The organism is Collinsella aerofaciens (assembly GCF_015670745.1).
Lineage (GTDB): Bacteria > Actinomycetota > Coriobacteriia > Coriobacteriales > Coriobacteriaceae > Collinsella > Collinsella aerofaciens_T.
This window is the reverse complement of the sequence record NZ_JADPCH010000014.1, coordinates 35,292-59,973: the sequence shown is the minus strand read 5'-3', so window position 1 is coordinate 59,973 and position 24,682 is coordinate 35,292. Positions and strand designations below refer to the sequence as shown.

General features: G+C 60.6%; 17 protein-coding genes. 16 read left to right on the top strand and 1 reads right to left on the bottom strand.

The features are described from left to right. From I4W07_RS06405 to I4W07_RS09250, 7 genes are all read left to right on the top strand, one after another. Positions 1 to 582: helix-turn-helix domain-containing protein (locus I4W07_RS06405; protein WP_230317515.1), on the top strand; the 582-nt coding region annotated here is incomplete at its 5' end. 20 nt (positions 583 to 602) lie between these two features. Further along, positions 603 to 1,454 (top strand): IS3 family transposase, encoded by an 852-nt coding sequence (locus I4W07_RS06400; protein ID WP_271739768.1) that lies wholly within the window; start codon positions 603 to 605, stop codon positions 1,452 to 1,454. Positions 1,455 to 1,681: 227 nt separating this feature from the next. After that, on the top strand, positions 1,682 to 3,142 hold the full coding sequence (locus I4W07_RS06395) for a S1C family serine protease (protein WP_196026002.1): 1,461 nt from the start codon (positions 1,682 to 1,684) through the stop codon (positions 3,140 to 3,142). Between the two features lie 449 nt (positions 3,143 to 3,591). Continuing rightward, on the top strand, positions 3,592 to 5,820 hold the full coding sequence (gene ligA, locus I4W07_RS06390; protein WP_196026001.1) for an NAD-dependent DNA ligase LigA: 2,229 nt from the start codon (positions 3,592 to 3,594) through the stop codon (positions 5,818 to 5,820). A 284-nt stretch (positions 5,821 to 6,104) separates the two neighbouring features. Next, complete coding sequence (locus I4W07_RS06385) at positions 6,105 to 6,497, top strand: type II toxin-antitoxin system Phd/YefM family antitoxin (protein ID WP_196026000.1); 393 nt, start codon at positions 6,105 to 6,107, stop codon at positions 6,495 to 6,497. After that, positions 6,494 to 6,916: a PIN domain-containing protein gene (locus tag I4W07_RS06380; RefSeq protein WP_195568424.1), complete on the top strand. Its 423-nt coding sequence runs from the start codon at positions 6,494 to 6,496 to the stop codon at positions 6,914 to 6,916. Before I4W07_RS06385 ends, I4W07_RS06380 begins: the two co-directional genes overlap by 4 nt. Before the next feature lie 124 nt (positions 6,917 to 7,040). Further along, positions 7,041 to 7,169 carry a hypothetical protein gene (locus I4W07_RS09250; RefSeq protein ID WP_255413492.1) on the top strand — a complete coding sequence of 43 codons (129 nt, stop codon included), beginning with the start codon at positions 7,041 to 7,043 and terminating at the stop codon, positions 7,167 to 7,169. 140 nt (positions 7,170 to 7,309) lie between these two features. Here I4W07_RS09250 and I4W07_RS06370 read toward each other — a convergent pair whose 3' ends face one another. Continuing rightward, on the bottom strand, positions 7,310 to 8,656 hold the full coding sequence (locus tag I4W07_RS06370; RefSeq protein WP_195246041.1) for an MATE family efflux transporter: 1,347 nt from the start codon (positions 8,654 to 8,656) through the stop codon (positions 7,310 to 7,312). A gap of 259 nt (positions 8,657 to 8,915) precedes the next feature. Between I4W07_RS06370 and I4W07_RS06365 the strand changes: the two genes are divergently transcribed. The 9 genes from I4W07_RS06365 to I4W07_RS06325 all read left to right on the top strand — a co-directional run bounded on the left by I4W07_RS06365 (position 8,916) and on the right by I4W07_RS06325 (position 24,669). Next, positions 8,916 to 10,745: an ABC transporter ATP-binding protein gene (locus I4W07_RS06365; protein ID WP_196025999.1), complete on the top strand. Its 1,830-nt coding sequence runs from the start codon at positions 8,916 to 8,918 to the stop codon at positions 10,743 to 10,745. Next, positions 10,738 to 12,636, top strand: coding sequence for an ABC transporter ATP-binding protein (locus I4W07_RS06360; RefSeq protein ID WP_196025998.1), 1,899 nt, complete (start codon positions 10,738 to 10,740; stop codon positions 12,634 to 12,636). Before I4W07_RS06365 ends, I4W07_RS06360 begins: the two co-directional genes overlap by 8 nt. Positions 12,637 to 12,849: 213 nt before the next feature. Then, on the top strand, positions 12,850 to 13,887 hold the full coding sequence (locus I4W07_RS06355) for a hypothetical protein (protein ID WP_196025997.1): 1,038 nt from the start codon (positions 12,850 to 12,852) through the stop codon (positions 13,885 to 13,887). Between the two features lie 235 nt (positions 13,888 to 14,122). Further along, positions 14,123 to 15,178: a GTP 3',8-cyclase MoaA gene (moaA, locus tag I4W07_RS06350; protein ID WP_271739767.1), complete on the top strand. Its 1,056-nt coding sequence runs from the start codon at positions 14,123 to 14,125 to the stop codon at positions 15,176 to 15,178. 4 nt (positions 15,179 to 15,182) lie between these two features. Continuing rightward, complete coding sequence (mobB, locus tag I4W07_RS09365) at positions 15,183 to 16,487, top strand: molybdopterin-guanine dinucleotide biosynthesis protein B (protein ID WP_196025996.1); 1,305 nt, start codon at positions 15,183 to 15,185, stop codon at positions 16,485 to 16,487. A 263-nt stretch (positions 16,488 to 16,750) separates the two neighbouring features. Next, complete coding sequence (locus I4W07_RS06340; protein ID WP_196025995.1) at positions 16,751 to 18,037, top strand: MFS transporter; 1,287 nt, start codon at positions 16,751 to 16,753, stop codon at positions 18,035 to 18,037. A gap of 222 nt (positions 18,038 to 18,259) precedes the next feature. Next, positions 18,260 to 19,081: an HAD family hydrolase gene (locus I4W07_RS06335; RefSeq protein ID WP_196025994.1), complete on the top strand. Its 822-nt coding sequence runs from the start codon at positions 18,260 to 18,262 to the stop codon at positions 19,079 to 19,081. Positions 19,082 to 19,586: 505 nt separating this feature from the next. Further along, positions 19,587 to 23,006 carry a Spy0128 family protein gene (locus I4W07_RS06330; protein WP_196025993.1) on the top strand — a complete coding sequence of 1,140 codons (3,420 nt, stop codon included), beginning with the start codon at positions 19,587 to 19,589 and terminating at the stop codon, positions 23,004 to 23,006. Then, positions 22,999 to 24,669, top strand: a complete 1,671-nt coding sequence (locus I4W07_RS06325) for a SpaA isopeptide-forming pilin-related protein (protein WP_196025992.1) — start codon at positions 22,999 to 23,001, stop codon at positions 24,667 to 24,669. The genes I4W07_RS06330 and I4W07_RS06325 overlap by 8 nt, the downstream gene beginning before the upstream one ends. Positions 24,670 to 24,682: the final 13 nt, after the last annotated feature.

Genomic DNA, 24,682 nt, shown 5'->3' with positions numbered 1-24,682 from the left:
CATGTCTCCAGTGGAATACGAGCGGCAATACGCTTGAGGATCCTTAAAAGAAAGTCCAGTTTATCCTTCCCACTCCAGTTTTCCATGAGTATAGACCTCAGGGTGAAGCACGACCTGGAGTCCAGGAGGCGGGCCGTCGAGCTCTTCGACGCCGGCGTCGGCTGCAAGCCGGCGGCCGAGACCCTGTCCGTCCCCCGCGAGACCGTGAGAGAATGGCAGTGGGTATACCGGGCGTTCGGAAGCGAGGCGCTGCTGTCCATGGGCGGGAAACAATCCAGGTACACATTCGAGCAGAGGGTCGCCGCGGCGTCGGCCGTGGTCGACGGCGGGATGGCGAAGACCGACGCCATGGCCGAGTTCGGGATCAGGTCGAAGTCCCCGCTGGAGCGCTGGTGCAGGCTCTACCGCGAGGGCGGCGCCGAGGCGCTGCGGCCCGGCCCGAAGGGCAGGCCGAGGGGGTCGAGGTCGAAGCCCCGGGCCCGCACCCGCGAGCAGGAGCTCGAGGAGCGCTGCCGCAGGCTCGAGGCCGAGGTCGCCTACCTAAAAAAATTGCGCGCCCTGGTCGAGCGGGACTGGCTCTGACCAGGGCGGCGGCCGAGGCGGTGAGGGCGCTGCGCGCGGAGGGGCACTCCCTGCGCCACCTGCTGGAGTGCTCGGGGCTCAGGAGGTCGACCTACTACTACGCGCTGGCGCACCCGCGGAGGCCGACCAGGCCCGAGCTGCGCGACGCCGCGGCCGAGATATTCTCGCGCACCGCCAATGGCTGCGGGCACCGGCAGATAGCCATGTGCCTGCGCGCCGAGCTGGGCGCGGTCGTGGCCGACAAGACCGTGCTCAAGATGATGCGCGAGATGGGCATCCGGTGCGGGATACGCCGCCGGGGCTCCCGCCGCCGGTACAGCTCCTACAGGGGGCTCGTGGGGAGCACGTTCGAGAACGTCATCGCGAGGGACTTCGGCGCCGACGGGCCGTGGCAGAAGCTCGGCACCGACGTCACCGAGTTCAAGGTCGCCGGCGCCAAGGCCTACTGGGCCCCGGTGCTCGACTTCTGCACGAAGGAGATCGTGGCGAGCGACATATCGACCTCGCCGGACCTCGCCCAGCAGCACAGGATGCTCGACCGGCTCCTCGAGGCCCTGCCCGGCGGGGCGGCGCCGACCATGCACTCGGACATGGGCTGGCAGTACCAGCACGAGTCCTACACCTCCAGGCTGGAGGGGGCGGGCATCACCCAGAGCATGTCGCGCAAGGGGAACTGCATCGACAACGCCGCCACCGAGCAGCTCTTCGGCCACGTGAAGGACGAGTTCTACCGCGGCAGGGAGTGGGGCAGCTTCGAGGACTTCAAGCGCGACCTGGAGGAGTACATAGCCCATTGGAACACGCGGCGCAGGCAGGTAAAATTGAAGGGCCTGACGCCGGAGGAGTTCCGGAACCGGGCCCTTGCGGCGTAGTCGCTATTTATTCAGTCCAAGTTTCGGGGCGCAGTTCACAGGCACCTTTGTGGTGGTTTTGACGCGGGTGCGGGTTCCTCTCGAATCTGCAGCAGAACTTAAGCCTTCCTAAAAGATTGCGTTCTCATACACTTGTGCCCGCATATTGGGGTACAACTCAACGTGAACAATGATGGCCCGCCACATGTTTGGCGGGCCTTTGGTTATTAGACGAAAGGATCGCAGCTATGAGCGAGAACGATTCCCAGCGTCCCCAGGACGCGGGCAACGCCGGCGAGACCCAGCAGCAGCCACGTGTGCAGGTGGAGTCGACGCCTGCCGGTAGCAACATTCCCTACGTGCAGGCCTACGACACACAGACCGGCAAGCCGCTGGGCGGCCAACAGGTCGTGAACAAGCACACGGTGGTCAAGACCAAGACCAAAAAGCTGCCGATCTTTATTACGGCACTCGCCGGCTGTGCCTGCGGCGCCCTGCTGGTCATCGCGCTCATTATGAGCGGCACGCTCGATATCGGTGGCGGCAAGAATGCCGTGACGGCGGGCGCTTCGGGTTCATCGACGCAAAAGATCACGATCGACTCCGAGGACACCACGCTGGCCGAGGCCGTTTCTGCCAAGGCATTGCCCTCCGTGGTTTCCATCACCGCCACTTCGAGCGGCAGCCAGAATGGCTCGCTTTCGCAGTCTGCCGACGAGTCGGACAGCTCGGGCAGCGTCGGTTCGGGCGTAGTGCTCGATACCGAGGGCCACATCCTCACCAACAACCACGTGGTCGATGGCTATGACCAGTACGTGGTTACCATGGACGACGGAACCACGTACGAGGCCGAGTTCGTGGGCAACGATGCCTCGAGCGACCTGGCCGTCATCAAGCTCAAGGACGCCGACGCCTCCAAGCTCACGCCGATCGAGATCGGTGATTCCTCCAAGCTCAACGTGGGCGAGTGGGTCATGGCAATCGGTTCGCCGTTCGGCAACGAGCAGTCTGTCTCCACGGGTATTGTGTCGGCGCTCTACCGCTCCACGGCCATGAGCTCTACCAGCGGTAACACCATCTATGCCAACATGATCCAGACCGATGCCGCCATCAACCCGGGCAACTCGGGTGGCGCGCTCGTTAACGACAATGGTGAGCTGGTGGGCATCAACTCGCTCATCGAGAGCTATTCGGGCTCCAGCTCGGGCGTGGGCTTTGCTATTCCCGTTAACTACGCCAAGAACATTGCCGACCAGATTATCGACGGCAAGACGCCGGTGCATCCGTACATGGGCGCTACGCTTTCGAGCGTCAATGCGCTCAACGCCCGCACCAACAAGCTGAGCACCGATAGCGGCGCGTATGTGGCGAGCGTCGTCGAGGACGGTCCTGCTGCCAAGGCCGGCATTCAGGAGGGCGACGTCATCACCAAGCTGGGCGACGACGAAATCACGAGCGCCGATGGCCTGATCATCGCGCTGCGCAGCCACGAGGTGGGCGAGAAGGTCGAGATCACGCTTATGCGCGGCAAGGAAGAGAAGAAGGTCACCGTCGAGCTGGGCTCCGATGAAGAGCTGCAGAACCAGCAGCAGGACGACAGTTCGACCGACACCGGCAACGGTGGTATTACCGACGAGCAGCTGCGCCAGTACCTGGAGGAGCTGCTAGGCCAGCAGGGCCAGGGCCAGGGCTACGGCCAGGGTTTCTAACGAGCTGTATCGCACATACCGATGCCAGGGGGGCTGTCCCATCAACGCGGGACAGCCCCCCTCTTTTCTTATTGATCCGTTGGGGACGGAGGAAAACGGATCACTTGGGGCTGACAAGAGGCCTGGTTCGTAATGGTCTGGACAGTTAGTTCAGATACGTATAAATCTGGGACAGCTTGGAATGCGTTTTGAGCAATTTTTGATTGGGATGGGGCTCGAATGGGTGTTTGGAAGGGAGAGTGGGACGTTTACATGGTCTCGAGGAGCCCGAATTCGTCGAAACAGGGGTGTTCGTGCCTGATTTAGCTCTAGGATTTATACGTATCTGAACTAACTGTCCACCCCAGTCTGGCGGCTGCCGATTCGGTGCGGTTTGAGACCGCTATTCGGCCTCATTGCGACCGGTGGTACTCTTGTATCCGTTTGAAATCGAGCGAAGGAGTGCCGCTATGGAGCAATCGAGCCTGTTTGGTGACGGCGTGGACATCGATACCGAAACGCCCGCGACCGCGGAAGCCACCGCACCGACCGATGCCCGTGCCCAGGCGGCAGCGCGCGCGGCCGAACTGCGCCACGAGCTCGACTACCACGCCTATCGCTACTACATGCTCGATGCGCCCGAGATCACGGACGCCGCCTTCGACAAAATGCTCGTTGAACTGCAGGAAATCGAGGCCACCTACCCCGACCTGGTGACGCCCGATAGCTATACCCAGCGCGTGGGCGGCTACGTGAGCGAGCAGTTTACGCCGGTCACGCATATGGCGCGCATGTATTCCATGGACGATGCCATGGACCTGGACGAACTCGACGCGTGGCTCCAGCGCACTGAGGATGCCCTCGGTGCCGGTAGCGTCACCTATACCTGCGAGCTTAAGATCGACGGTCTGGGCGTGGCCCTTACTTACCAAAACGGCACCTTCGTACGCGCAGCCACACGTGGCGATGGCACCACGGGCGAGGACGTGTCGCTCAACGTCCGTACTATCAAGGATGTGCCCATGCACCTGTCCGAGCCGGCGCTCGCCCACATGGGCGCCGACCGCGAGCGCACCATTGAGGTACGCGGCGAGGTCTATATGCCCAAGGGCAGCTTTGTGCGTCTGAATGAAGAGGCCGATGCCGAGGGCCGCGACCCCTTCGCCAACCCGCGCAACGCCGCCGCCGGCAGCCTGCGCCAAAAGGACCCCAAGGTCACGGCGCGCCGCGACCTGGCCACCTTTATCTATGCCATCGCCGATACCGACCCGTTGCACGTCCACAGCCAGCGTGAGTTTCTCGATTGGCTGCGTAGCGCCGGCTTTAGCGTCAACCCCAACGTGGCACGCTGCGCCACGCCGGCCGAGGTCCACGAGTTCTGCGCCCAGGCCCTCGAGCACCGCGGCGACTTGGACTACGACATCGACGGCGTGGTCGTAAAGGTCGACAGCTTCCAGCAGCAGCTCGACCTGGGCTTTACCGCCCGCGCGCCGCGCTGGGCCATTGCCTTTAAGTTTCCGCCCGAGGAAAAGCAGACCGTCCTGCGCGAAATTCGCATCCAGGTGGGCCGCACCGGTGTGCTCACACCGGTCGCCGAGTTCGACCCGGTGACGGTCGCCGGCTCCACCATCGCGCGCGCCACGCTGCACAACATCGACGAGATCCGCCGCAAAAACGTGCGCGAGGGCGACACTATCATCGTGCACAAGGCGGGCGACGTAATCCCCGAGGTTGTGGGCCCGGTGCTCGACAAGCGCCCGGTCGATTCGGTCGACTGGCACATGCCCGAGGTCTGCCCCGTGTGCGGCAGCCCCGTTGTCCACGAGGACGGCGAGGTGGCTTACCGCTGCGTCTCCATCGACTGTCCCGCGCAGCTCAAGGAGCGCCTGCTCCACTGGGTGAGCCGCGGCTGCATGGACGTCGACGGCCTAGGCGACGAGATTGTCAACAAGATGATCGCCGCCGGGCTGATTCACGACGTCGCAGACTTCTACCAGCTCACGGTCGACGATATCGCCGGCCTGGACACGGGGCGCACCTATGCCAGCTCCAACAGCAAAAAGGGCGTCAAGAAGGGCGACCCCATTCCGGTGGGCCTCAAGACGGCTGAGAAAATCATCGCCGAGCTCAACAAGTCCAAGAGCCAGCCGCTCGGTCGTGTGCTGTTTGCCCTGGGTATCCGCCACGTGGGCAAGAGCGTGGGCGAGGTCATCGCCGAGCGATTCCTGTCGATTGACAAGCTCATCTTGGCGAGCGAAGAGGATATTGCCGAGTGCGAGGGCATTGGCCCCAAGATTGCGGCGAGCGTCAAGCAGTTCCTGGCCGTGCCCGAAAATCTTGCCGTGCTGGAGCGTCTGCGCCAAGCGGGCCTGTCTCTCGAGGTCGACTTGGGCGCCGCTCATGCGCAAGCCGCAGCCGACGCTGGCGTGGCAGGCGAGCTCGCCGACGCACAGCCGCTCGCGGGTCTGACCTTCGTGCTCACCGGCACGCTCATCAACCGCACGCGCGACGAGGCAGGCGCGGCGCTCAAGGTGCTCGGCGCCAAGGTTTCGGGCAGTGTGTCAAAGAAGACGAGCTACCTGGTTGCCGGCCCCAAAGCGGGCTCCAAGCTCACCAAGGCCGAGCAGCTGGGCGTACCCGTGCTGGACGAGGACGCACTCGAGCAAATCTTGGCTACTGGTCAGGTGCCCCAGGCTTAGGACATCGATAATCAAATTAGAAAACCTCCCGGAAAGGTTGATACTTTCCGGGAGGTTTTTATTTGGGCGTGGTGGCGGGCAGCATGATTTGCGTCATGTAGGTTGCTGAGGGTGACCCTGCGGAGCGGTGTCGTTCCGGAGCGATAGAAGATTCATACAAGGCAAAGGGGCCCCGCAGTGAGGTCTCACAACGGGGCTGCCCCATTGTGATGAGTTTTATACACGTTAACATTAACATTAACGTGTATACTTAGCAGTGAAGATATATGTTGAGAGGAGCCGCTATGGTTACCGTCGCGTTTTCGGAACTGCGCCAAAACCTTACACAGGTGGCCGAAAGGGTTGCCAATGAGGGCGAGGAGGTTGTGGTCTTCAAGCGGAGCAAGCCGTTGTTCAAGATCGTGCCGCTCGACTATGAAGGTCCAGTTACGGTGGAATATGATGCTGCCCAGGAGCGCGGGGGTGCAAAGCCGACGCGCGGCTCGGACAAGCCCAAGCGCGACGTGGGTACGATGTGGCATCCCAAGATCACCTGGAAGGAGATCCGTGAGATGCTCGCGGAGAATGAGGATTACCAGGAGTATCTCGATATCGTGGCTAGCATGCCAAAGGGAACGCCGCTCGATACGATGACGGTTGAAGATGAAAAGCGCGTCGCGAGGGAGCGCTACCTATGAGGGCATTTCTCGATACCAATTTTCTGCTCGATTGCGTGCTGCCGGGCCGGCCGGAGCATGGGGCGGCGCAAACGACCAAGGGGCTCGTTGACGTGGGACTTATAGAGGGTGTTGTTTCGGCCTGCTCTCTCAAGGACGCGTACTACATTCTCACTAAACAGGCAGGCGAGGCGCGCGCCCGCGAGGTAGTGCGCGACTGTCTTAAGAGCTACTCGGTAGAGCCTCTCGACCAAGAAGCTTGTTTTACCTCCGCCTATTCCGATGAGCCAGACTTTGAGGACGGCTGTATCCGCGCGATGGCCGAGCGTGCCGGCGTGGACTTTATCATCACGCGCGATCGCGCCGCTTTTGTGCGCTCGACCATCAAGACCTTCTCGCCCGCAGAGTTCATCCGCGCGTTTCCGATTCCGGAGGAGTAAAACCGCCATATCGGGGATTGTCCCCGGCGTTTGGCGAGCTTGTTGGGAGGCTCCTGGTCCAGTGACTGTTACAAAAAACGGCTATAGCAAATTTGTTGTACTTCGATCTGAAGACTATGACTTCATGGTTCAGGAACAGGCTAAGGCTCGTCTGATGGCTCGTATAGCTGTGGCCGAGCGGGAGCGTACTGCTGGCATGGCGCGTGATGCCTTTGAGGCTCTCGATGACCTTGAGGCAAAATATGGCCTATAACGTCAAGATTCTGCTTTCAGCCGAACGTTTTCTGGGCAGTTCTTATTTGGACGGGGCAACCGGCACCGTGATCTGCGTCACGTAGGTTGTGGGATCGTCGCTGATGATGTCGTCGATCAGGGCAATCTCACGTTGCCCCGCTACGCTGCCAACTTGTCAAAAGCCCCGCGTCGGTTGAGCACGGTAAACGCGACAACACAGATGACTGCCGACAGAATCGACCCGCACGGCGAAGCGATGCCCATGGGAAACAGCGTGTCGGAATAGGCGTTCGACAGCAGCCACGCGCCCGGCACGCGAATGAGCGCCACGGCCAGCACGTTGTGCGCAAAGCCGATGTAGCTCTTGCCATACGCAGCGAAAAAGCCGCTAAAGCAAATGTGGATGCCGGCAAAAATCGCGTCGAAAATATAGCTGCGCATATAGCCGGTGCCGGCCGCGACCACCGCAGAGTCCTTGGCAAAAAAGCCGATAAACGCCGGCGCCACCAGCCACATCAGCACCGTGATCAGGCAGCCGTACACCACCGAGATCGTCATGGCGTCTTTAAGCACCTGACATGCGCGGTCGCCCTTGCCCGCGCCGGCGTTTTGCGCCGTGAGCGCGCTGACGGTGGCACCCATGGAACTCGGCACAATGAACAAAAAGCTGATCATCTTCTCGACCAGGCCCACGGCGGCGGCGTCGACGAGCCCTCGGTGGTTGGCAATGACGGTGATGAACATAAACGCCACCTGGATGCAGCCGTCCTGCACGGCCACGGGCACGCCGATCTTAAGAATGCTGCCGAGCACCTCGGGCTGGGGGCGCAGGTCGCTGCGCTTAACGTGGATGTTCGTGCGGCGGCTCTTGAGCCACACGAGTGCGAGGGCAACGCTGGCCGTCTGGGCGGTTACCGTGCCGAGCGCCGCGCCCACGGGGCCGAGCCCCATGTGCCCGATAAACAGAAAATCGAGCGCGATGTTAATGATGCACGCCACGCCGATCACGTACATGGGCGAGCGCGAATCGCCCAGCCCGCGAAAGATGGCCGAAAGAATGTTGTATGCGGCGATAAACGGAATGCCGACAAAGCAGATACGCAGGTAGGCGGCGGTTCCTTCGACTGCCTCGGCCGGCGTGCCAATGAGCGCCACGATTTGCGGGCACAGTGCGAGCAGGATAGCGGCCAGCACCACCGAGACACCCATAAAGAGCGTGATGGTGTTGCCGATGGCGGTCTCGGCGCGGTCGAAGCGACGCGAGCCCACGGCGTGGCCGACGATGACCGTCGTTCCCATGGCCAGGCCCACGAGCGTCACGGTAATGATATAGAGCGTCTGCGCGCCATTACCCACGGCGGTGATGCCGGCGGCGCCGCTAAACTGCCCCATCATGTACAGGTCGGCCATGCCGTAGAGCATCTGCAAAAAGTACGAGAGCATATAGGGCAGGGCAAAGACCGCGATGGTCTTAAGGACATTGCCGCGTGTGAGGTCGTGTTCCATGGGCGGGGCTTTCTGGCTTGGTTCGTTTAGCTACCAGTGTAGTGAAAACCCTACAACGATTGTAGAGTCAAGGTTTGTGTTGACGCCGGAGCGAAAAAAGTCTCGCGCACCATTATTCCGAGTGAATATGGACACACATCACGAGAACTCGCCGCCGGCGCTAACCTTGCAGAAAACGATTTCGGAATACTTGACACCATTATTCGGCGCGCAATAATACGTGCGTTTGCGAACAACGTTTGATGGGGGTTGAACCTGCGTGCGCAATCTCAAAATACTGTTTTCCTATCTAGGGGCATACCGTCGCGATGCCATCCTCGGCGTGTTCTTTGTGTCGGTCGAGACGGTGCTCGAGCTGTTTATCCCGGTCATCATGGCCAACATCATCGATGTGGGCGTGCCTGCGTGTGATATCAACTACATGCTGCTACAGGGTGCGTACATGTTGGTGTGCGCTGCGCTTTCGCTGGTACTGGGCTTGGGTTATGCCCGCACGTCCGCCCGCGTTGCCTCGGGCCTAGGCGCCAACCTGCGCGAGGCCGAGTACAAAAAGATTCAAACGCTCGCCTTTGGCAACCTGGACAACTACGACGCCAGCTCGCTCGTCACCCGCATGACCACGGACATCACCGTTATCCAAAATGCTGTGGGCAACGGCTTTCGCCCTATGGTGCGCGGCCCGGTGACGCTTATCGTCGGCCTTATCTACGCGCTGATGCTGTCGCGCCCGCTCGCCACCGTCTTTGCGATCATCTTGCCCGTGCTGGCAATCGTGCTGGGCGTCATCACCTATCGCGTGAGTCCGCTCTACCGCCAACTCCAGACCTCGATGGACCACCTCAACGGCGTGGTACAGGAGGACCTCACCGCCGTGCGTGCCGTCAAGGCCTACGTTCGTACCGAGCACGAGGAGGCCAAGTTCGACACCGTCAATACCGAGCTCGCGCGCACTGCGACAAAGACCTTTGGCAGCGCGGTGCTCAACCTGCCGGTGTTTCAGCTGTCGATGTACGTGGCTGCGCTCTCCATCCTGTGGATTGGCGGCCGCATGATTCTCGCCGGCAAGTTGGGTGTAGGCTCTCTCACGGGCTTTATGAGCTACGTGCTGCTGATCATGAACTCGCTCATGATGATTTCCAACGTGTTTTTGCTGCTCACGCGCGCTCTTACGAGTGTGGGCCGTATCGCCGAGGTGCTCGACGAGGAACCCTTTATCGCCAACCCTGCGGGAGACCTCGCGACTGCGGCGCCAGCGGACGGCAGTATCGAGTTTCGCGACGTTTCCTTTAAATACCGCGCGGATGCAGCCGAGGATGTGCTCGAGCATATCGACCTTCGCATCGAGAGCGGCTCGACGGTGGGCATCCTCGGCGGCACGGGCTCGGGCAAGAGCTCGCTTGTGCAGCTGATTGCGCGCCTGTACGACGCCACCGAAGGCGCCGTGCTTGTGGGCGGACGCGACGTGCGCGACTACGACCTCGCCGCCTTGCGCGACGCTGTGGGCATTGTGCTGCAAAAGAATGTGCTGTTCACGGGCACCGTGCGCGAGAACCTGCAGTGGGGCAATCCGCAGGCATCGGACGATGAGCTCCTCGCGGCTTGCCGCGCGGCGTGCGTGGACGAGTTCCTTGATCGCATCGGCGGGCTGGACGGCGAGTTGGGCCAAGGCGGCGCCGGTGTCTCGGGTGGCCAGAAGCAACGTCTGTGCATCGCGCGCACGCTGCTCAAGCATCCGCGCGTGCTCATTTTTGATGACTCCACCAGCGCGGTCGATATGGCGACCGACGCAAAGATTCGCGAGCACATCGCTCGGATTCCCGATGCGACCGTGCTCATCATCGCCCAGCGCATCGCGAGTGTCATGGATGCCGATCGCATTGTGGTGCTGGACGACGGTCGTGTCCACGGCGTGGGCACGCACGAGGAACTGCTGGCGGGCGACAACATATACCAGGAGATTTACGCCTCGCAGATGGAGTTTGCGGGGAACGCGGACGCCGGCGATGGCAACGACGGTGGCTGCGCGAATGATCCGTTTTCCTCCGTCGCATGCGGATCACCTTTGGAAGGGGGTGAGCGCCATGCCTAAGACCGCAGCCCAAGCACGCCCGGCCGACCTCAAGCGCACGGTGCGCCGCCTGCTCTCCTACATGGGGCATGCCAAGTTCTCGTTGCTCGCGGTGGGCGTGCTCGCCTCCGTCGCCGCCATCGCGAGCCTCGCCGGCACCTACATGGTGCGCCCCATCGTTAACGGTTTGGCCACGGGCGGGGAGGAACTGCTTGCCAAGCAGGTCATCCTGACGGCGATCATCTACGCCGCGGGCGTGCTCTCGGCCCTGGGCTACTCACAGATCATGGTGCGCGCGGCCCAACGCGTGGTGTCCGATATTCGCCGCGACCTGTTCGCGCACATCCAGACGCTGCCGCTCAGTTATTTTGACAGCACGCGCTCGGGCGACATCATGAGCTTTTTCACCAACGACGTCGACACCGTCTCCGAGGCGCTCAACAACAGCTTTGCCAACGTGATTCAGGCCGCCATTCAGGTTGTGGGCACCACGGCCATGCTCATCATCCTTAACTGGCAGCTCACGATTATCACGCTCGTGTGCGATGCGGCCATTGTGCTGTATGCGCGCTACTCGGGCGCGCGCTCTAAGCGCTTTTTTGCCGCCCAGCAGGCATCGCTTGGCGACCTGGACGGATATATCGAAGAGATGGTCTCGGGCCAAAAGGTCATCAAGGTCTTTAACCGCGAGACAGCGAATGTCGCCGGCTTCACCTGCCGCAACGACGAGCTTCGCCGCACCGGCACCGCCGCCGTGAGCTATGCCAACTCCATGGTGCCCATGACCGTGGTGATTGGCTACGTCAACTATGCCATCGTCGCCGTGGCGGGCGGCATACTCTGCATCAAGGGGCTCGCCGACGTGGGCGCGCTCGCAAGCTACCTGGTCTTTGTGCGCCAGGCCGCCATGCCCATCAACCAGTTTACGCAGCTGGGCAACTTCTTGCTCAATGCGTTGGCCGGCGCCGAGCGCCTGTTTGCCGCCATGGATCTTGAGCCCGAGGTGGACGAGGGCTGCGTGGAGCTGGTGCAGACGGGCGACGCCGCGTGGGCATGGAAGATTCCCGAGGGCCAGGGCGTGGGCGCGTACGGGCGCCTGCATGATGTGGCTGCCGTTGATGAGTCGGGCCGCGCGGTGGCTGCCGACGGTACCGAGCTCACGTGCGGCTTGGTCCCGCTTGCCGGCGACGTGCGCTTCCATGACGTGGACTTTTCCTACGTGCCGGGCACCCGTGTGCTCACGGACCTCAACCTGTTTGCCAAGCCGGGGCAAAAGATCGCGTTTGTGGGCTCCACAGGCGCCGGCAAGACGACCATCACCAACCTCATCAACCGTTTTTACGAGGTCGATGTCGGCGAGATTACCTACGACGGCATCGACGTCAAGCACATTGCCAAGGCCAGCCTGCGCGGGTCGCTCGGCATTGTGCTGCAGGACACGCACCTGTTTAGCGGCACCATTGCGCAGAACATCCGCTTTGGCAAGCTCGACGCGACCGACGAGGAGGTGCGCGCCGCCGCCGAGGCTGCCTGCGCGGATTCGTTTATCCGCCGCCTGCCTAGAGGGTACGACACGCCGGTCACGGCCGATGGCGCCAACCTGTCGCAGGGCCAGCGCCAGCTGCTCGCCATCGCGCGCGTGGCCGTGGCCGACCCGCCGGTGCTTATCCTGGACGAGGCAACAAGCTCCATCGACACGCGCACCGAAAAGCTCATCGAGCGCGGCATGGACCGCATCATGCGCGGCCGCACCACATTTATGATTGCGCACCGCCTGTCCACCGTCCGCGACGCCGACGCCATCATGGTCCTCGAACATGGCCGCATCGTCGAGCGCGGCACCCACGAGGAATTGCTCGCCCAGCGCGGCGAGTACTGGCAGCTAGCGCATGGCTTAAAAGAGCTGGATTAACCCGTCGGAGTGCGGCTTGCTCTGGCCCTCCGACCTCTCACCTCGCCCTAAACCGTCCCAATTATCGATGTTTTTCTCGATATTGAAGAAAAGCATCGATTTTTGGGACGGTTTTTCTGTCGCTCGTACGGGTGGAATGCTTTCTTGTACGTGGAAGTGTGCGAATCCGTGAGCAGGGGAATAAGGTTGGTTATCCGACCCATTGGAGAGCTCATGGACTTGCCGATCGTCCTGTCCCATAAGACTGCCTGGCTGTACCACAACGCGGCGCGCCCGTTAGAGCCGCTCTCACGGGCAAGCAGCCTATACGACGAAGGCTCATTTGCTGGCGAGGTGGAGCCGACTGCGAGCCTCCCCAAATTGGGGCTCGATGCCAAGGGATTGAGGATATCTGCAGCGGTCGAGATTGTCGCCGACTATCTGGTCTCACTTGGTATTCCTCAAGAGGAACTCGGCCGTATTGATACGCTGGTTAGCTTCGATTTTGAACGCTCTCGGCCGGCGGGTCTCCGACGCCATGTGTTTGGGGCGCCCATACCTTCGGATCATCTTATCGAGGTTGCAGAGGGTCTTCTGGTGGTTGATGAGGCCATGTGCCTTGTCCAGGCGGGCTCGTGGATGAGCGAGCTCGAGCAGCTTGAGTACGGATTTGAAGTGTGTGCTCGGTATCACCTTAACCATCTGTCGAGCGATGATTATGTTGAGGCCTCGCAACGATATGCCGTCGCCGACCTGCGTGCTTTTTGCGAGCAGAATCCTTCGCGTCGAGGCGTGAAGCGCGCGGCCTCGTTGCTCAAGCGTGTAAAGGACGCTGCTCGTTCGCCTATGGAGACGGCCACCGCAATCATGGTCGTCGCGAAGCGTTCCCAGGGCGGGCTAGGGTACACCAGGGTCGAGCTCAACCATCGGATCGATGTTCCCAACGAGTTCAAATATCTCGCTAAGGCCGGGTATTTCGAGATCGACGTATATGCGCCTGCGAGCGGTACGGGGATTGAATACAACGGCTCGGACCATCTTGATAAACAGCGCAGCGCGTCGGATGCGGAGCGTATGACCGTGCTGAGCGCGCTGGGCTTTAGGATGATCGTTCTCACCGGGACTCAGTTTGCCCATCAGCTGCAATTGCACCGGGCGATGAATGCCATCGCGCTCGCTATGGGTCTCAAGTGCGACCGAAGCGAGGTGTTCCAGAAACGGCAGAATGACCTGCGGGAATTCGTGATTCGCAACTGGAATGGTGGCCTCTAGGGGCGTTCTGACCCTTCTGCGGGGTATTGTGAGCAGGCAAACCGTCTCAATAATCGATGCTTTTCTTGATATTGAAGAAAATCATCGATTTTTGGGACGGTTTGGATGTTGAGGATGGGCTTGGGAAGTCCGTTTTGCTCGAAGCGACCTTTCCTGTCGTACGCATGTCGACCCATTCTTCCCGTGCGGTACTATATTCCCTGAAGAATAAAGGCCAGTGCGAGGGGAGGGCTGCGTGGACGGGCACGTGCAACATGACGGCTTTGGCCGTGATATCAACTACCTGCGCATTGCCGTTACCGACAAGTGCAATTTCCGCTGCATCTATTGCATGCCGGCCGATGGCGTGGCGCCCCGCGCGCACGACGAGCTGCTCAGCGCCGAGGAAATCGCCCGCTTTGTGCGTCTGGTGGCGGGAGAGGGCATTCGCCGCGTGCGCCTGACGGGTGGCGAGCCGCTGGTCAGCCGCCGTATTATCCCGCTCATTCGCGACATCCGTGCGATTCCGCAGATCGAGGACATCTCGCTCACCACCAATGGTGCCCTGCTGCCCAAGCTGGCGCCGCGGCTCAAAGATGCCGGACTTAACCGCGTCAACATCTCGCTCGATACGCTTGACCCTACGCTCTTTGGAAAGATCACGCGCCTGGGTCGGCTCGAGCAGACCATGGCCGGCATCGATGCAGCGCTGGCTTGGGGCTTTGAGCCCGTTAAGGTCAACTGCGTTGTAGTGTGTCGGCTCAACCAGGATGTGGCGGCCCTCGCACGGCTGACCGTCGACCGCCCCATTCATCTGCGCTTTATCGAATATATGCCCATCGGCGACGAGCGCACGAGCTCGCATTGCGCTGTGGACCCGCATGCGCCCGCGCTCAATCCCGAGCTGTGGGACGCGAGCGACACCGTGCCGAGTGACGAGCTGCGGGCGCGCATCAATGCCGGGGCCGCCGCGGTGGGACTGGGCGAGCTCGAGCCGCTCGACATCAACGACGCTCCTGCCGGCGCGGGCCCTGCGCGCTATTGGCACTTTCCGGGCGCGGCGGGAACGGTCGGCTTTATTAGCGCCATGTCCAATCATTTTTGCGCGAACTGCAACCGTCTGCGCCTGACGGCAGACGGCAACGTGCGTCCGTGCCTGTTCAGCGATGCCGAGTATTCGGTGCGCGACGCCCTGCGCCATGGTGATGATATGCAGGTACTTTCGATTTGGCGCGATGCTGTCGCCCACAAACCGCAGGAACACGCGATAATTGAGGGCACGCAACGATTTATGTCCCAAATCGGAGGATGATCATATGGCCAAGAGCAGGTACGCCGATGCCACCAAGGCCGCTCGCAGGGCCGCGATGTCTGCCCACAAAGTCACGGCTGCGGCGAATGCTGGCAACGCCGACGGGTCTGCGCGGCCGACTGTCAGCGCTGCCACCGAGCCCGCCCGTGACGCCCGTCGCGACGAGCTGACGCACGTGGACGCCAAGGGCGAGGTACGCATGGTCGACGTGTCCGACAAGGCCGAGACCCATCGCATTGCCATCGCCGAGGGCACCATCCTCATGCACCCCGAGACGCAAGCCATGGTGCTGCAGGACCGCGCCAAAAAGGGCGACGTGCTTGCCTGCGCACGCGTGGCGGGCATCATGGCCATCAAGCGCACGAGCGACATCATTCCCATGTGCCATCCGTTGCTCATTACCAAGAGCAAGTGCGATATTGCGCCCATCGCTCCGGCGGGGACGCCTGTCGATGACGTGCCCGAGGGCTGGGCGCCGGCGCGCGCGGACGGGCAGGTTGGCTTTCACGTACTGGTTACGGCCGGCGTGACGGGCAAGACGGGTATCGAGATGGAGGCCCTGACCGGCGCGAGTGCTGCGTGCCTAACGATCTACGACATGTGCAAGGCGGTCGATCGCGGCATGGAGATCGTCGACGTGCGCCTGCTGCACAAGGAGGGCGGCCGCTCGGGCGTGTGGGATCGTGCAGAGCGTCAGGCCGCTGCCGTTGAGGCCGTGTCCGCTGACGGTGCCGCGTCCGCAGGCGCACCCGTCGCCGTCGCGCCCGCAGTTCCAGCTCCGGCCGTCCCCGCGATCGCGTTTATCGGCTACCAGAACTCGGGCAAGACCACGCTCGTCGAGAAGGTTATCGCCGAGCTCACCCGCCGCGGCCTGCGCGTGGGTTCGCTCAAGCATCATGGACATCACGGCTTTGATATCGATGTGCCCGCTAAGGACACCTGGCGCCATCACCAGGCTGGATCCAAACACGTGGGCCTCATCTGCGCCACGCGCTGGGCGGAGTACGCCGACACGCGCGAGGAGGACGAGATGCCCGCGCGCGAGCTGCTGTCGCGTTACAACGATGTCGACGTGGTGATCATCGAGGGCTACAAGACCGAGGGCTTCGACAACATCGTGGTCGCGCGCTCCGGCGTTGACCGTCTGCGCGGCAAGAGCTCGCTCGACCTGGTCGACGGTCGCACGCTGGCCCTTGCCTGCAATGAGGCCCTGGCACGCCAGGCATTCGACGCCGGTTTTGCGACCCGAGCCATCAACATCAACGACGCCCGAGCCATCTGCGATCTGATCCAAGACCATCTGGTCTAAAACCTGCCAAAAAAGACAGGTTAATTTGGCAGGTTTTATCTGGGCAAACGTCATTTCCACCACAAAGGGGCCAGGCACCTTTGTGGCGGTTTTTCCTTTGATAGATGTGTGGGACATGCCTTACAATCTGACAAGAAGTTCATGACGGGCGAAAAACGGAGAGAAGGGGCTTGATGCGTCCTTAATGTTTCATGCGGATAGATTGATTTGACAGACGGTGCCGAATGCCCGCCGTCCGCATTCGTATGAAACAAGGAGTCTCCATGCTCGCCCCTCTTTTCTCAAAGCCTCAATCATCGCTTTCCGTGCAGGCCAAGCGCCTGGTGGCGATGCGCTTTCTCATCTACACCGGTTTCCAGACCAGCTACTTTATCGGCGTCATCGGAACGCTCACCTATGCGGACGGCGCTTCGGTCGTCGCGACATCGCTGGCCGTCCTGTTTATGAATGTATTTGTGATCCTGGGATCCTTTGCGGGCGGAGCGGCGCTTGACGCTTGGGGTCCGTGCCGGCATTTCCGGGCGAGTATCGTCGGCACGTTGGCAACCGGCACGGCAATCATCGCCTTTGGCAGCGCGACCGGAACAGTCCTTGCCGGCGCGGTGTTCCTGGGCTTTGTGATGGGGTTCGCCCAGCCCATCGCCACATCCTATCCTGCCTACCTCACCGACGACCCCGTCGAGCTCAAAGACATCAACTCCACCATCACCATGTTCTCCAACGTGAGCATCATCGTTGGGCCTACATTAGGCGGCTTTGTCGCGGCGGCTGCATCGTCACGCGCAGTGTTCGTGCTCATGATGATCTTTACCGTACCGGCGCTCGTCGCCGGTTGGGGATTTAGGCCGCAAGCAGGTCGCGTCGCCGCACGCGAAAGTACTCCCGCGGATAGCAGCACAACGGCAAGTACTGCCAGTCAAAGCTCCGACTCCAGTAAATCCGCCCGCGTCACCTTCGCGACCAGCATCAAGACGGTCTTTACCAACAGCGTCCTCGCCCTGCTGTTCTGCATTATTTTCCTTTCGAACTTTGGCTATGGAGCTTTCGATCCGCTGGAGTCGTTCTTCTACCGCGATGTTCTGCATGTCGGTGTCGAATGGATGGGCTGGCTCTCGTCGGCATCTGGCGTGGGTGCGGTGCTGGGCGCCGTGGTTGCGCTCCGCTTGCCGCCACGCTTCGTCAGCCTCAAAACGCTGCTCGTGGCACTCATGTCCGTGGGGCTGGGAAGCCTGCTCTATGTGGGGACGCCGTACGTAGGCGTGGCCCTTGTCGGCCAGATTGCCCTGGGTATGGCCTGGGGAGTCGTCAATCCGCTCCACAACACCATCGTGCAAACGACGTCTCCTCTCGAGCAGCTCGGTCGCGTCAACTCGGTCATGGGTTTTGGCAACATGTTCGCCGGCGTGGCCCCGCTGGCGATTGCCCCGTGGCTGGCGGCGACGTTTGGCGTGCAGCAGACGCTCGTTGGTGCGGGCATGGTCGTGACGGCGGTTCCCGCGGCGTTGCTGCTGTTTGGACGCCGGCATTTTGATCGTGCCGCGAGACGGTAAAAACCATCACAACATTCGATAAAAATCGCGATTTTGCCGAAAAACGTCGAATGTTGTGATGGTTTGCGTTCCGGCCAGGCCACCCTTCGGGTTCGGCCACCACAAAGGGACCAGGCACCTTTGTGGTGGTTTTGCGCCAAAGCGCCCCGTGCGCGCCTTGGTATACCATGTACACCATTTCCGACCTCATTCAGCACCGCCGCACAACCCAGAAAGGCCCCCATGGACGTCACCTTCAGCCACATCAAAGCCGTGTTCTGCGATATCGACGGCACGCTGCTCACGAGCCAGCACACGGTGTCCCCGCGCACCGTGGCGGCGATTCGCGCACTGCGCGAGCGCGGCGTGCTCTTTGGCCTGTGCACCGGGCGCGACGCCCGCGCGACCGAGGCCATGTACGAGCTCTGGGGTATCGAAGGCCTGGTGGACGTGCTCGTGGGCTGCGGCGGCGCCGAGGTCATCGACCGTGCACACGACATCAACGAGCTGAGCTACCCGCTGCCGGGCGAGACCATTGCGCGCATTTGCAAGCACATGGAGGGCCTTCCGGCAACGCCCGTCTGCCCCCGAGACGGCGTGTTCTACGTGCCCGAGAGCAACGCGTGCGTCGAGCACCTGTCGCGCGTCGACGGCGTGCCCTACCAGGTGGTCGATTTTGCCGAGTTTTTGCGCGAGCCGCAGCCCAAGGTGATGTTTACCATGGCGCCCGAGGTGATGCCGCAGGTGATTGAGCGGGCGTCGACGTTTGCCGATGACACTGTTAAGGCGGCGGCTCTGCAAACCACGCAGCGGCTCTACGAGTTCATGGATCCGCGCGTGTCCAAGACGCGCGGCCTTGTGCGCGTGGCGGAGCTCAACGGCATGGAGTTCCAGAACATCTGCGTGTTTGGCGATGCGGACAACGACACCTGCATGGTGGCCGACGCCGGCGTGGGCGTGGCCATGGCAAATGGCAGCGACGCCACCCGTGCCGCTGCCGATTTTGTAACCGCGAGCAACGACGAAGACGGCATCGCGATCTTTATCGAGGAACATCTGCTGTAGCGCCGGGGGAGAACCACCACAAAGGGGACAGGCGCCTTTGTGGTGGTCTCGGGCGATTTGGGCGAATTGATGCCTAAAATCTGTGTGAAAATTCAAACATTGTTGGCTGAACATCATGCTTCTCACCACCGATGGGTTAAAGATATTCTCATCAGTTTGGTAGGATATTCCTTCCGGTTAATGACCTACTGCTCACAGTCGATTTTCGACCGTGAGCGGGATGCTTGCTCTTGAGCAAAAATTTGTGCAAATTAATCTAATGCCATTAAAAAAATGATGGCAACTAAATTACCAGTAGAAACAAAAAATAGATAGCGAATAAACGAAGGTAAATCTGAGCAAATGTCAAGAGAATTGACAATTCGCTAAAAAACTATCGGTCATTTTGCCAAGATGTTCAAACAATCGTTACAGTATTCGTTACTAAGTGTGCGCAATTACAGGTTGCGCAGATACGCTTGATAGTGAAAGAGCAAGATTGCGGTCTCTTGGGGAGGAGACATCGATGAAAGCAAATTCAGACAAATCTAAGCAGAGTAATAAAGCGACGCGCCGTGTATTGGCAGGCGTTTTGTGCGGAGCATCCGTTTTGAGCCTGGTGCTGTCGCTCGTCATGCCTCCGATCTCGCAGGCCATTGCCAACGATGCCGAGGCAGCTTCTACCGAGGAAACTGTGACGGCGGGTGGTTCCTCAACTGAGTCTACTGATGTAGAAAACACCAAAAACGGGGATACCGAAAACCAGAATAGTGACGACGCTGAGGGTGGCGAAGGAGAAGATGCCGCTGCAGCGGATTCGTCTGCCGATGACACGGGAGCCGAGAGCGCTGCGCAGCCCGCGGACGATGGACAGTCTGTCTCTAAGGTCGCTACTGTTGCAAATGAAGGTGTGGATCAGGAACTTCAACGAGATTCGGATGGGTACACGCTGCTGAAGAGTGACGAAGACCTGGCAGCGTACCTTCACGCGTCGACTAAACCCGACAAACTACGTCTTGCGGCTGACATTAGTTCAAGTGAGTCAATCACTATCAGTCAAAATACTACGATCGACCTTGCGGGTCATAAGCTTTATTACAGCAACGGTAACATTAACAAGGACGACAGAAATTCTGTTTGTACATTTATCACAATTAGTAGTGGCTTTACGCTAACTGTTGAAGGTGCGGCGAATGACTCGCCGACTGAAGCTCCCAGTGCTGAATCTGGTCAGCCAGCACAGATGCAGTTCGTCGAGGGTGAAAGTGTTCCACAACAACTCACATACTACGTAACTGAAAGCACGCCTAACAGCACGCCTAACGATCTTGGTACTAGCGAAAAGACCTACCTGCACACTGTTAAGGATTTCGGCGCTATCGTTGCATGCAAAAAGGGCTATGTAAATCGAGTCATTTCTGTTGAGCAAGGGGGCACGCTCAACCTTAAGAGTGGCATGATCACAACGCCTCGTACCCTGGGCTACGACGGTCACGTTATTTTCTCTCGGGGCACTGTCAATATTTCTGGCGGGTATGTCACCAACGGTAGCGGCGGCGGCTGGGGCGGTGGCCTGTGCGTGACGGGCGCAAAAGCCGAGCTCAAAATGACCAACGGCGTAATCGCTGCAAACAAGGCTGCTTCTGGTGGTGGCATCTATGCTGACAAGGGCGCCAAGCTGAAATTTTTAGGCGGTGTTATCTCTGGCAACGCTACGTATGGGAATCCCTATAACGACGTCGACAATCCCAATAATGGCTATGGCGGCGGTGTCTTTACCAAAAATGCTAATGTTGAAATCGTTGATCCGGCAAATATTACCAACAACCGCGTCGACTCCTATATCACTGAAAAGTTCAACCTTGGTCTGCTCGGCGGCGGCGGTATTGCTTCTGTCGATGGTGGCACACTGAATATGACGGGCGGTTCTGTTACGGCCAACTACTCCAAAGAGGCTGGTGGCGGAATCTACGCTGGCTTCTGGGGCAAGGCGATTACGTTTACCATGACAGGCGGCACGATTGCGGGCAACGAATCTGTTAACGGCGAAGGCGGCGGCTTGCGTATTGCTGGAGCCAATGGAACTGGTACGATCGCGAGAATTAACGCTGGAGATACTGGCAAGATTTACATCACCAACAACAAGACCATGACGGGCAGCACTAAAGACCGTGGTGGCGACTGGGGCGGCGGTGGCGTCTTTATCCAGCAGGGCGGCAAGCTCAATATCGTAAAGACGCTAATCACTCAAAATGATGCCGGCGGCTGGGGTGGTGGCATCAGTGCCTGCCCCACGGGAGAGACGATTGTCTCGCACTCAAATGGTGCCGCAATCTACAACAATACGGATCATGGTTATAATGATCACATGTCTGCCGGAGGTAATAGCAAGAACGAGGACAGCGATTCTAACTACATTACCCCAACCTTCAAAGACGAAGGCCACAAGGATTTCTTCCTCGTGCGCAAGGACGACAGCACTAAGACGGTCGCAGTCGTTCTCGGCAAGATGCTCGGCGGTGGCTCTGCTGGCTGGAAGGGTACCTGTGATCGCCAGAAGATTACCATCGATCCTAATGGCGGTGCCGAGGCCAAGTACATGTTTGGTCTTGAGGCCCATCCCTCCGATGCGGCTAAAAGTGATGCGCAGAGAGATGCTACGACCATCATCAGTGGCAACTACTCCTACACCCACGGTGGCGGCATCATGACCAACGGCGATCTTGTCGTTGGCGAGGTCAGTGATCTGAGGGTTTACCCGAGCATGAAACTCGAGGCCACTAAGGCGCTTGTGAATGCAAAGGGAGACAAACAACCCCTTAATGGGCACGAGTACAAGTTTCAGCTGCTGCGCCAGGAGGTTAACGGTACCAAGGCACCTTCTTGGAAAGATGACGGCACGTTAGATATGGGCGAGTGCAGTGGTGCGGGTGAGGCGACTGTTGATCAATCAAACGGCAGTATCACCTTCGACTCTGGCAAGGACTATTCTTCAGGGCAATACGTTTTCTATCTCGTTGAGGAACCCATCAGCGGCCAAAACGAATCAGACACCAAATTCGATAAGACAATTTACAAGATCGAGGCAACAGTTGAGGACGATGCATCCCACTCTGAAACGCTCATGGGGTTCACGATTAAATATTACAAGGTAAAAACGGTAGTCGTCTATAAAAAGGCCGAGGACGATAAGAGCTTCGAATCACTTGGTCTCGGAGACTATTCCGTTGGGTACTCAGAGGACAAAACAACGGCTACGGTTACTATCGGTGGCAGTCATAGCCCGACCTTTACCAACAGAATCGTGCCCTATACCTCCAGCGGCTCTTGGACTCCTGAGGCGACTAAGGTCGTTGAGGGTGGCGAGATGAAGGAGTTCACGCTCGAGTTTGCGGATAACGAGAGCTTTACGGGCGACAGCGTCAAGACCGTCTTGACCACTGCCGGTGGCCGCAATCCTCAGACCCTGCGCTTCGTCGATGAGATTACGTACACACTTGCCGATCTCGCCAAGGGCACGGATCCCACGGGCCGTGGCGCTTCCAAGACCTTCACGTACTATGTGCACGAGAAAGAGAACAGTTCGCTGTTCTCGCACTACAAGTTCGACAAGTCGGTCTACAAGATTACGGTCAACGCAACTGATCAGTCTGATAAGACGATCAAGTGCGATGTGAAGTACACCAAGATCGTCAATGCCGATGGCAAGGACATCCCCGAGAACGAGCAAAATGCGGTCATCTACGTTCCAGCCAAGGACGAGGCCACTGGCAAGGAACAGAGCGTTCCGGTCTTCACCAACACCTACTCCACCTCTTTGCCCCTTTCTGGTATGTCGGGCGTCACTCTGACGTACCTTGCCGGCGCGGCGGTGCTTTGCGCTGCTGCGGCCTGGATGCACATTCGTCGCAAGGCGAATGCGAAGGGAGGCGAGCGTCGTGAATAAGAAAGTTTGCTCCTTCCCGATCTTGTTTGCGCTGCTTGCCCTCCTGATCGGCACCTGCGCGGTTGTGTTCCCCGCATCCGCGCAGGCCGCGCCGACCTCGACCGGTTCCATCACGGTGAGCGGCACCGTGGCGAGCAGCTACGACGCCCATCAGATCTTTAGCGCCAACGTCGTCGACGGCGACAGCGACGCCAAGATCGCCACCGAGCTCGCCTGGGCAAGCGACGCCGTGCGCGACGTCGCGCTGCCCGTGCTGCACAGCGCCGGCATGTCCAATTCCCAGACTACCGCGCAGGAAGCTGCCGAGTGGCTCAACACCGATTCCCACCTTACGAGCGCGCTGAGCGCACAGCTCGCTCGTTCCCTCCAGAGCTCTGGCGCCGAGTTTGTGGCCCTTAACGCGGGCACGGCGGCCGAGCTGTCCTGTGGCTACTGGCTCATCGTCGCCGACGACGCCGCTATTTCCCAGAACGAAGCCGGCACCGCGCCGATCATGGCCCTGGTGGGCGGCAGCGCCGTCACCGTCAAGCCCAAGGCCGCGACCCCCAAGGTCGCCAAGCACGTGCTGGAGGACAGCGCCGCCGCATGGCAGAAGGCCGCCGACGCCACGGTCGCCGACGACCTGTACTGGCGCCTCTCTGCCATGGTCCCGGCGGGTCTTACCGCCTACGACACCTACGCGGTGCGGTTCGTCGACACCATGAGCGCGGGGCTCGACCCCTCCAAGGTGGCCGCGAGCATGCGCGTGTACGTGGCGGCGGGCGCGGACGGCGGCTTTGACGCCGTCTCGGCCGGTAAGGACGGTCGCGCCGGCACCGAGCCCGCGAAGGGCTGGACCGACATCACGGCCCAGTGCGCCACCAAGGTAGCGGCCGACGGCAGGACCTTCACCGTGCGCACCGGCGACCTCATCGCCGTGCTCGGCGGGGCAGGCGCCTTTACCGCGGGCGCCCGCGTGGTCGCCGTGTACAACGCGCCGCTCAACAGCGCGTGCAACCACGGCATCGCGAAGGGCAACCCCAACGAGGTCTACCTGCGCTACCCGCGCTCTCCCTTTGCCGACCAGTCCGGCGACGCCGGCTTCACCCGCACGCCGAGCGACGATGCGTGTGCCTACACCTGGGATCTCGCGCTCACCAAGCGCGGCAGCGACGGCGACAAGCCGCTTGCCGGGGCGGTCCTGAGCATCGCCGACGACCGCGGCCGCACGCTAGCGGCTGACGGCACGTGGGATGCAGAGGGCAAGCCCACCGTCACCACGGGCGAGGACGGCCGCGTGACCGTCTCGGGCGTGGACTCGGGCAAGCTGGAGGTCCGCGAGCTCAAGGCGCCCAAGGGCTACACCGCCTTTGAGGGCACGCGCTCCGTGACGGTCAAGGCCGAGGGCCTGGACGTCGACCAGGTGGCCGCCGCCAAGCCCAAACTCACCATCACGGCCGAGTCGCCCCTGCGCGCCGACAGCGCGGACGGGTCGACGGGCAGCCTGGAGGCGTCGCTCATCAACACGCCCACCGGCACACCCCCTAGCATTACCACCGGAGGCTTTATGCCCTCGACTGGCGATATGGCAATGTACGCCGCGGCCGCCGCAGCGGTCGCCGGAGCCGCGCTCATCGTGGTCGCGCTCCTGGTCAAGCGGGGAGGTGGCAGCCATAAAGAGTAGCTGGCAGCCCCAC

Excerpts from the sequence above, each read along its gene's own strand:
- I4W07_RS06355 (WP_196025997.1), top strand. The coding sequence starts at position 12,850 with ATGGACTTGCCGATCGTCCTGTCCCATAAGACTGCCTGGCTGTACCAC.
- mobB (WP_196025996.1), top strand. The coding sequence starts at position 15,183 with ATGGCCAAGAGCAGGTACGCCGATGCCACCAAGGCCGCTCGCAGGGCC.
- I4W07_RS06380 (WP_195568424.1), top strand. The coding sequence starts at position 6,494 with ATGAGGGCATTTCTCGATACCAATTTTCTGCTCGATTGCGTGCTGCCG.
- ligA (WP_196026001.1), top strand. The coding sequence starts at position 3,592 with ATGGAGCAATCGAGCCTGTTTGGTGACGGCGTGGACATCGATACCGAA.
- I4W07_RS06330 (WP_196025993.1), top strand. The coding sequence starts at position 19,587 with ATGAAAGCAAATTCAGACAAATCTAAGCAGAGTAATAAAGCGACGCGC.
- I4W07_RS06360 (WP_196025998.1), top strand. The coding sequence starts at position 10,738 with ATGCCTAAGACCGCAGCCCAAGCACGCCCGGCCGACCTCAAGCGCACG.
- I4W07_RS06370 (WP_195246041.1), bottom strand. The coding sequence starts at position 8,656 with ATGGAACACGACCTCACACGCGGCAATGTCCTTAAGACCATCGCGGTC.
- I4W07_RS09250 (WP_255413492.1), top strand. The coding sequence starts at position 7,041 with ATGGTTCAGGAACAGGCTAAGGCTCGTCTGATGGCTCGTATAGCTGTG.
- I4W07_RS06335 (WP_196025994.1), top strand. The coding sequence starts at position 18,260 with ATGGACGTCACCTTCAGCCACATCAAAGCCGTGTTCTGCGATATCGAC.
- I4W07_RS06385 (WP_196026000.1), top strand. The coding sequence starts at position 6,105 with ATGGTTACCGTCGCGTTTTCGGAACTGCGCCAAAACCTTACACAGGTG.
- I4W07_RS06395 (WP_196026002.1), top strand. The coding sequence starts at position 1,682 with ATGAGCGAGAACGATTCCCAGCGTCCCCAGGACGCGGGCAACGCCGGC.
- I4W07_RS06340 (WP_196025995.1), top strand. The coding sequence starts at position 16,751 with ATGCTCGCCCCTCTTTTCTCAAAGCCTCAATCATCGCTTTCCGTGCAG.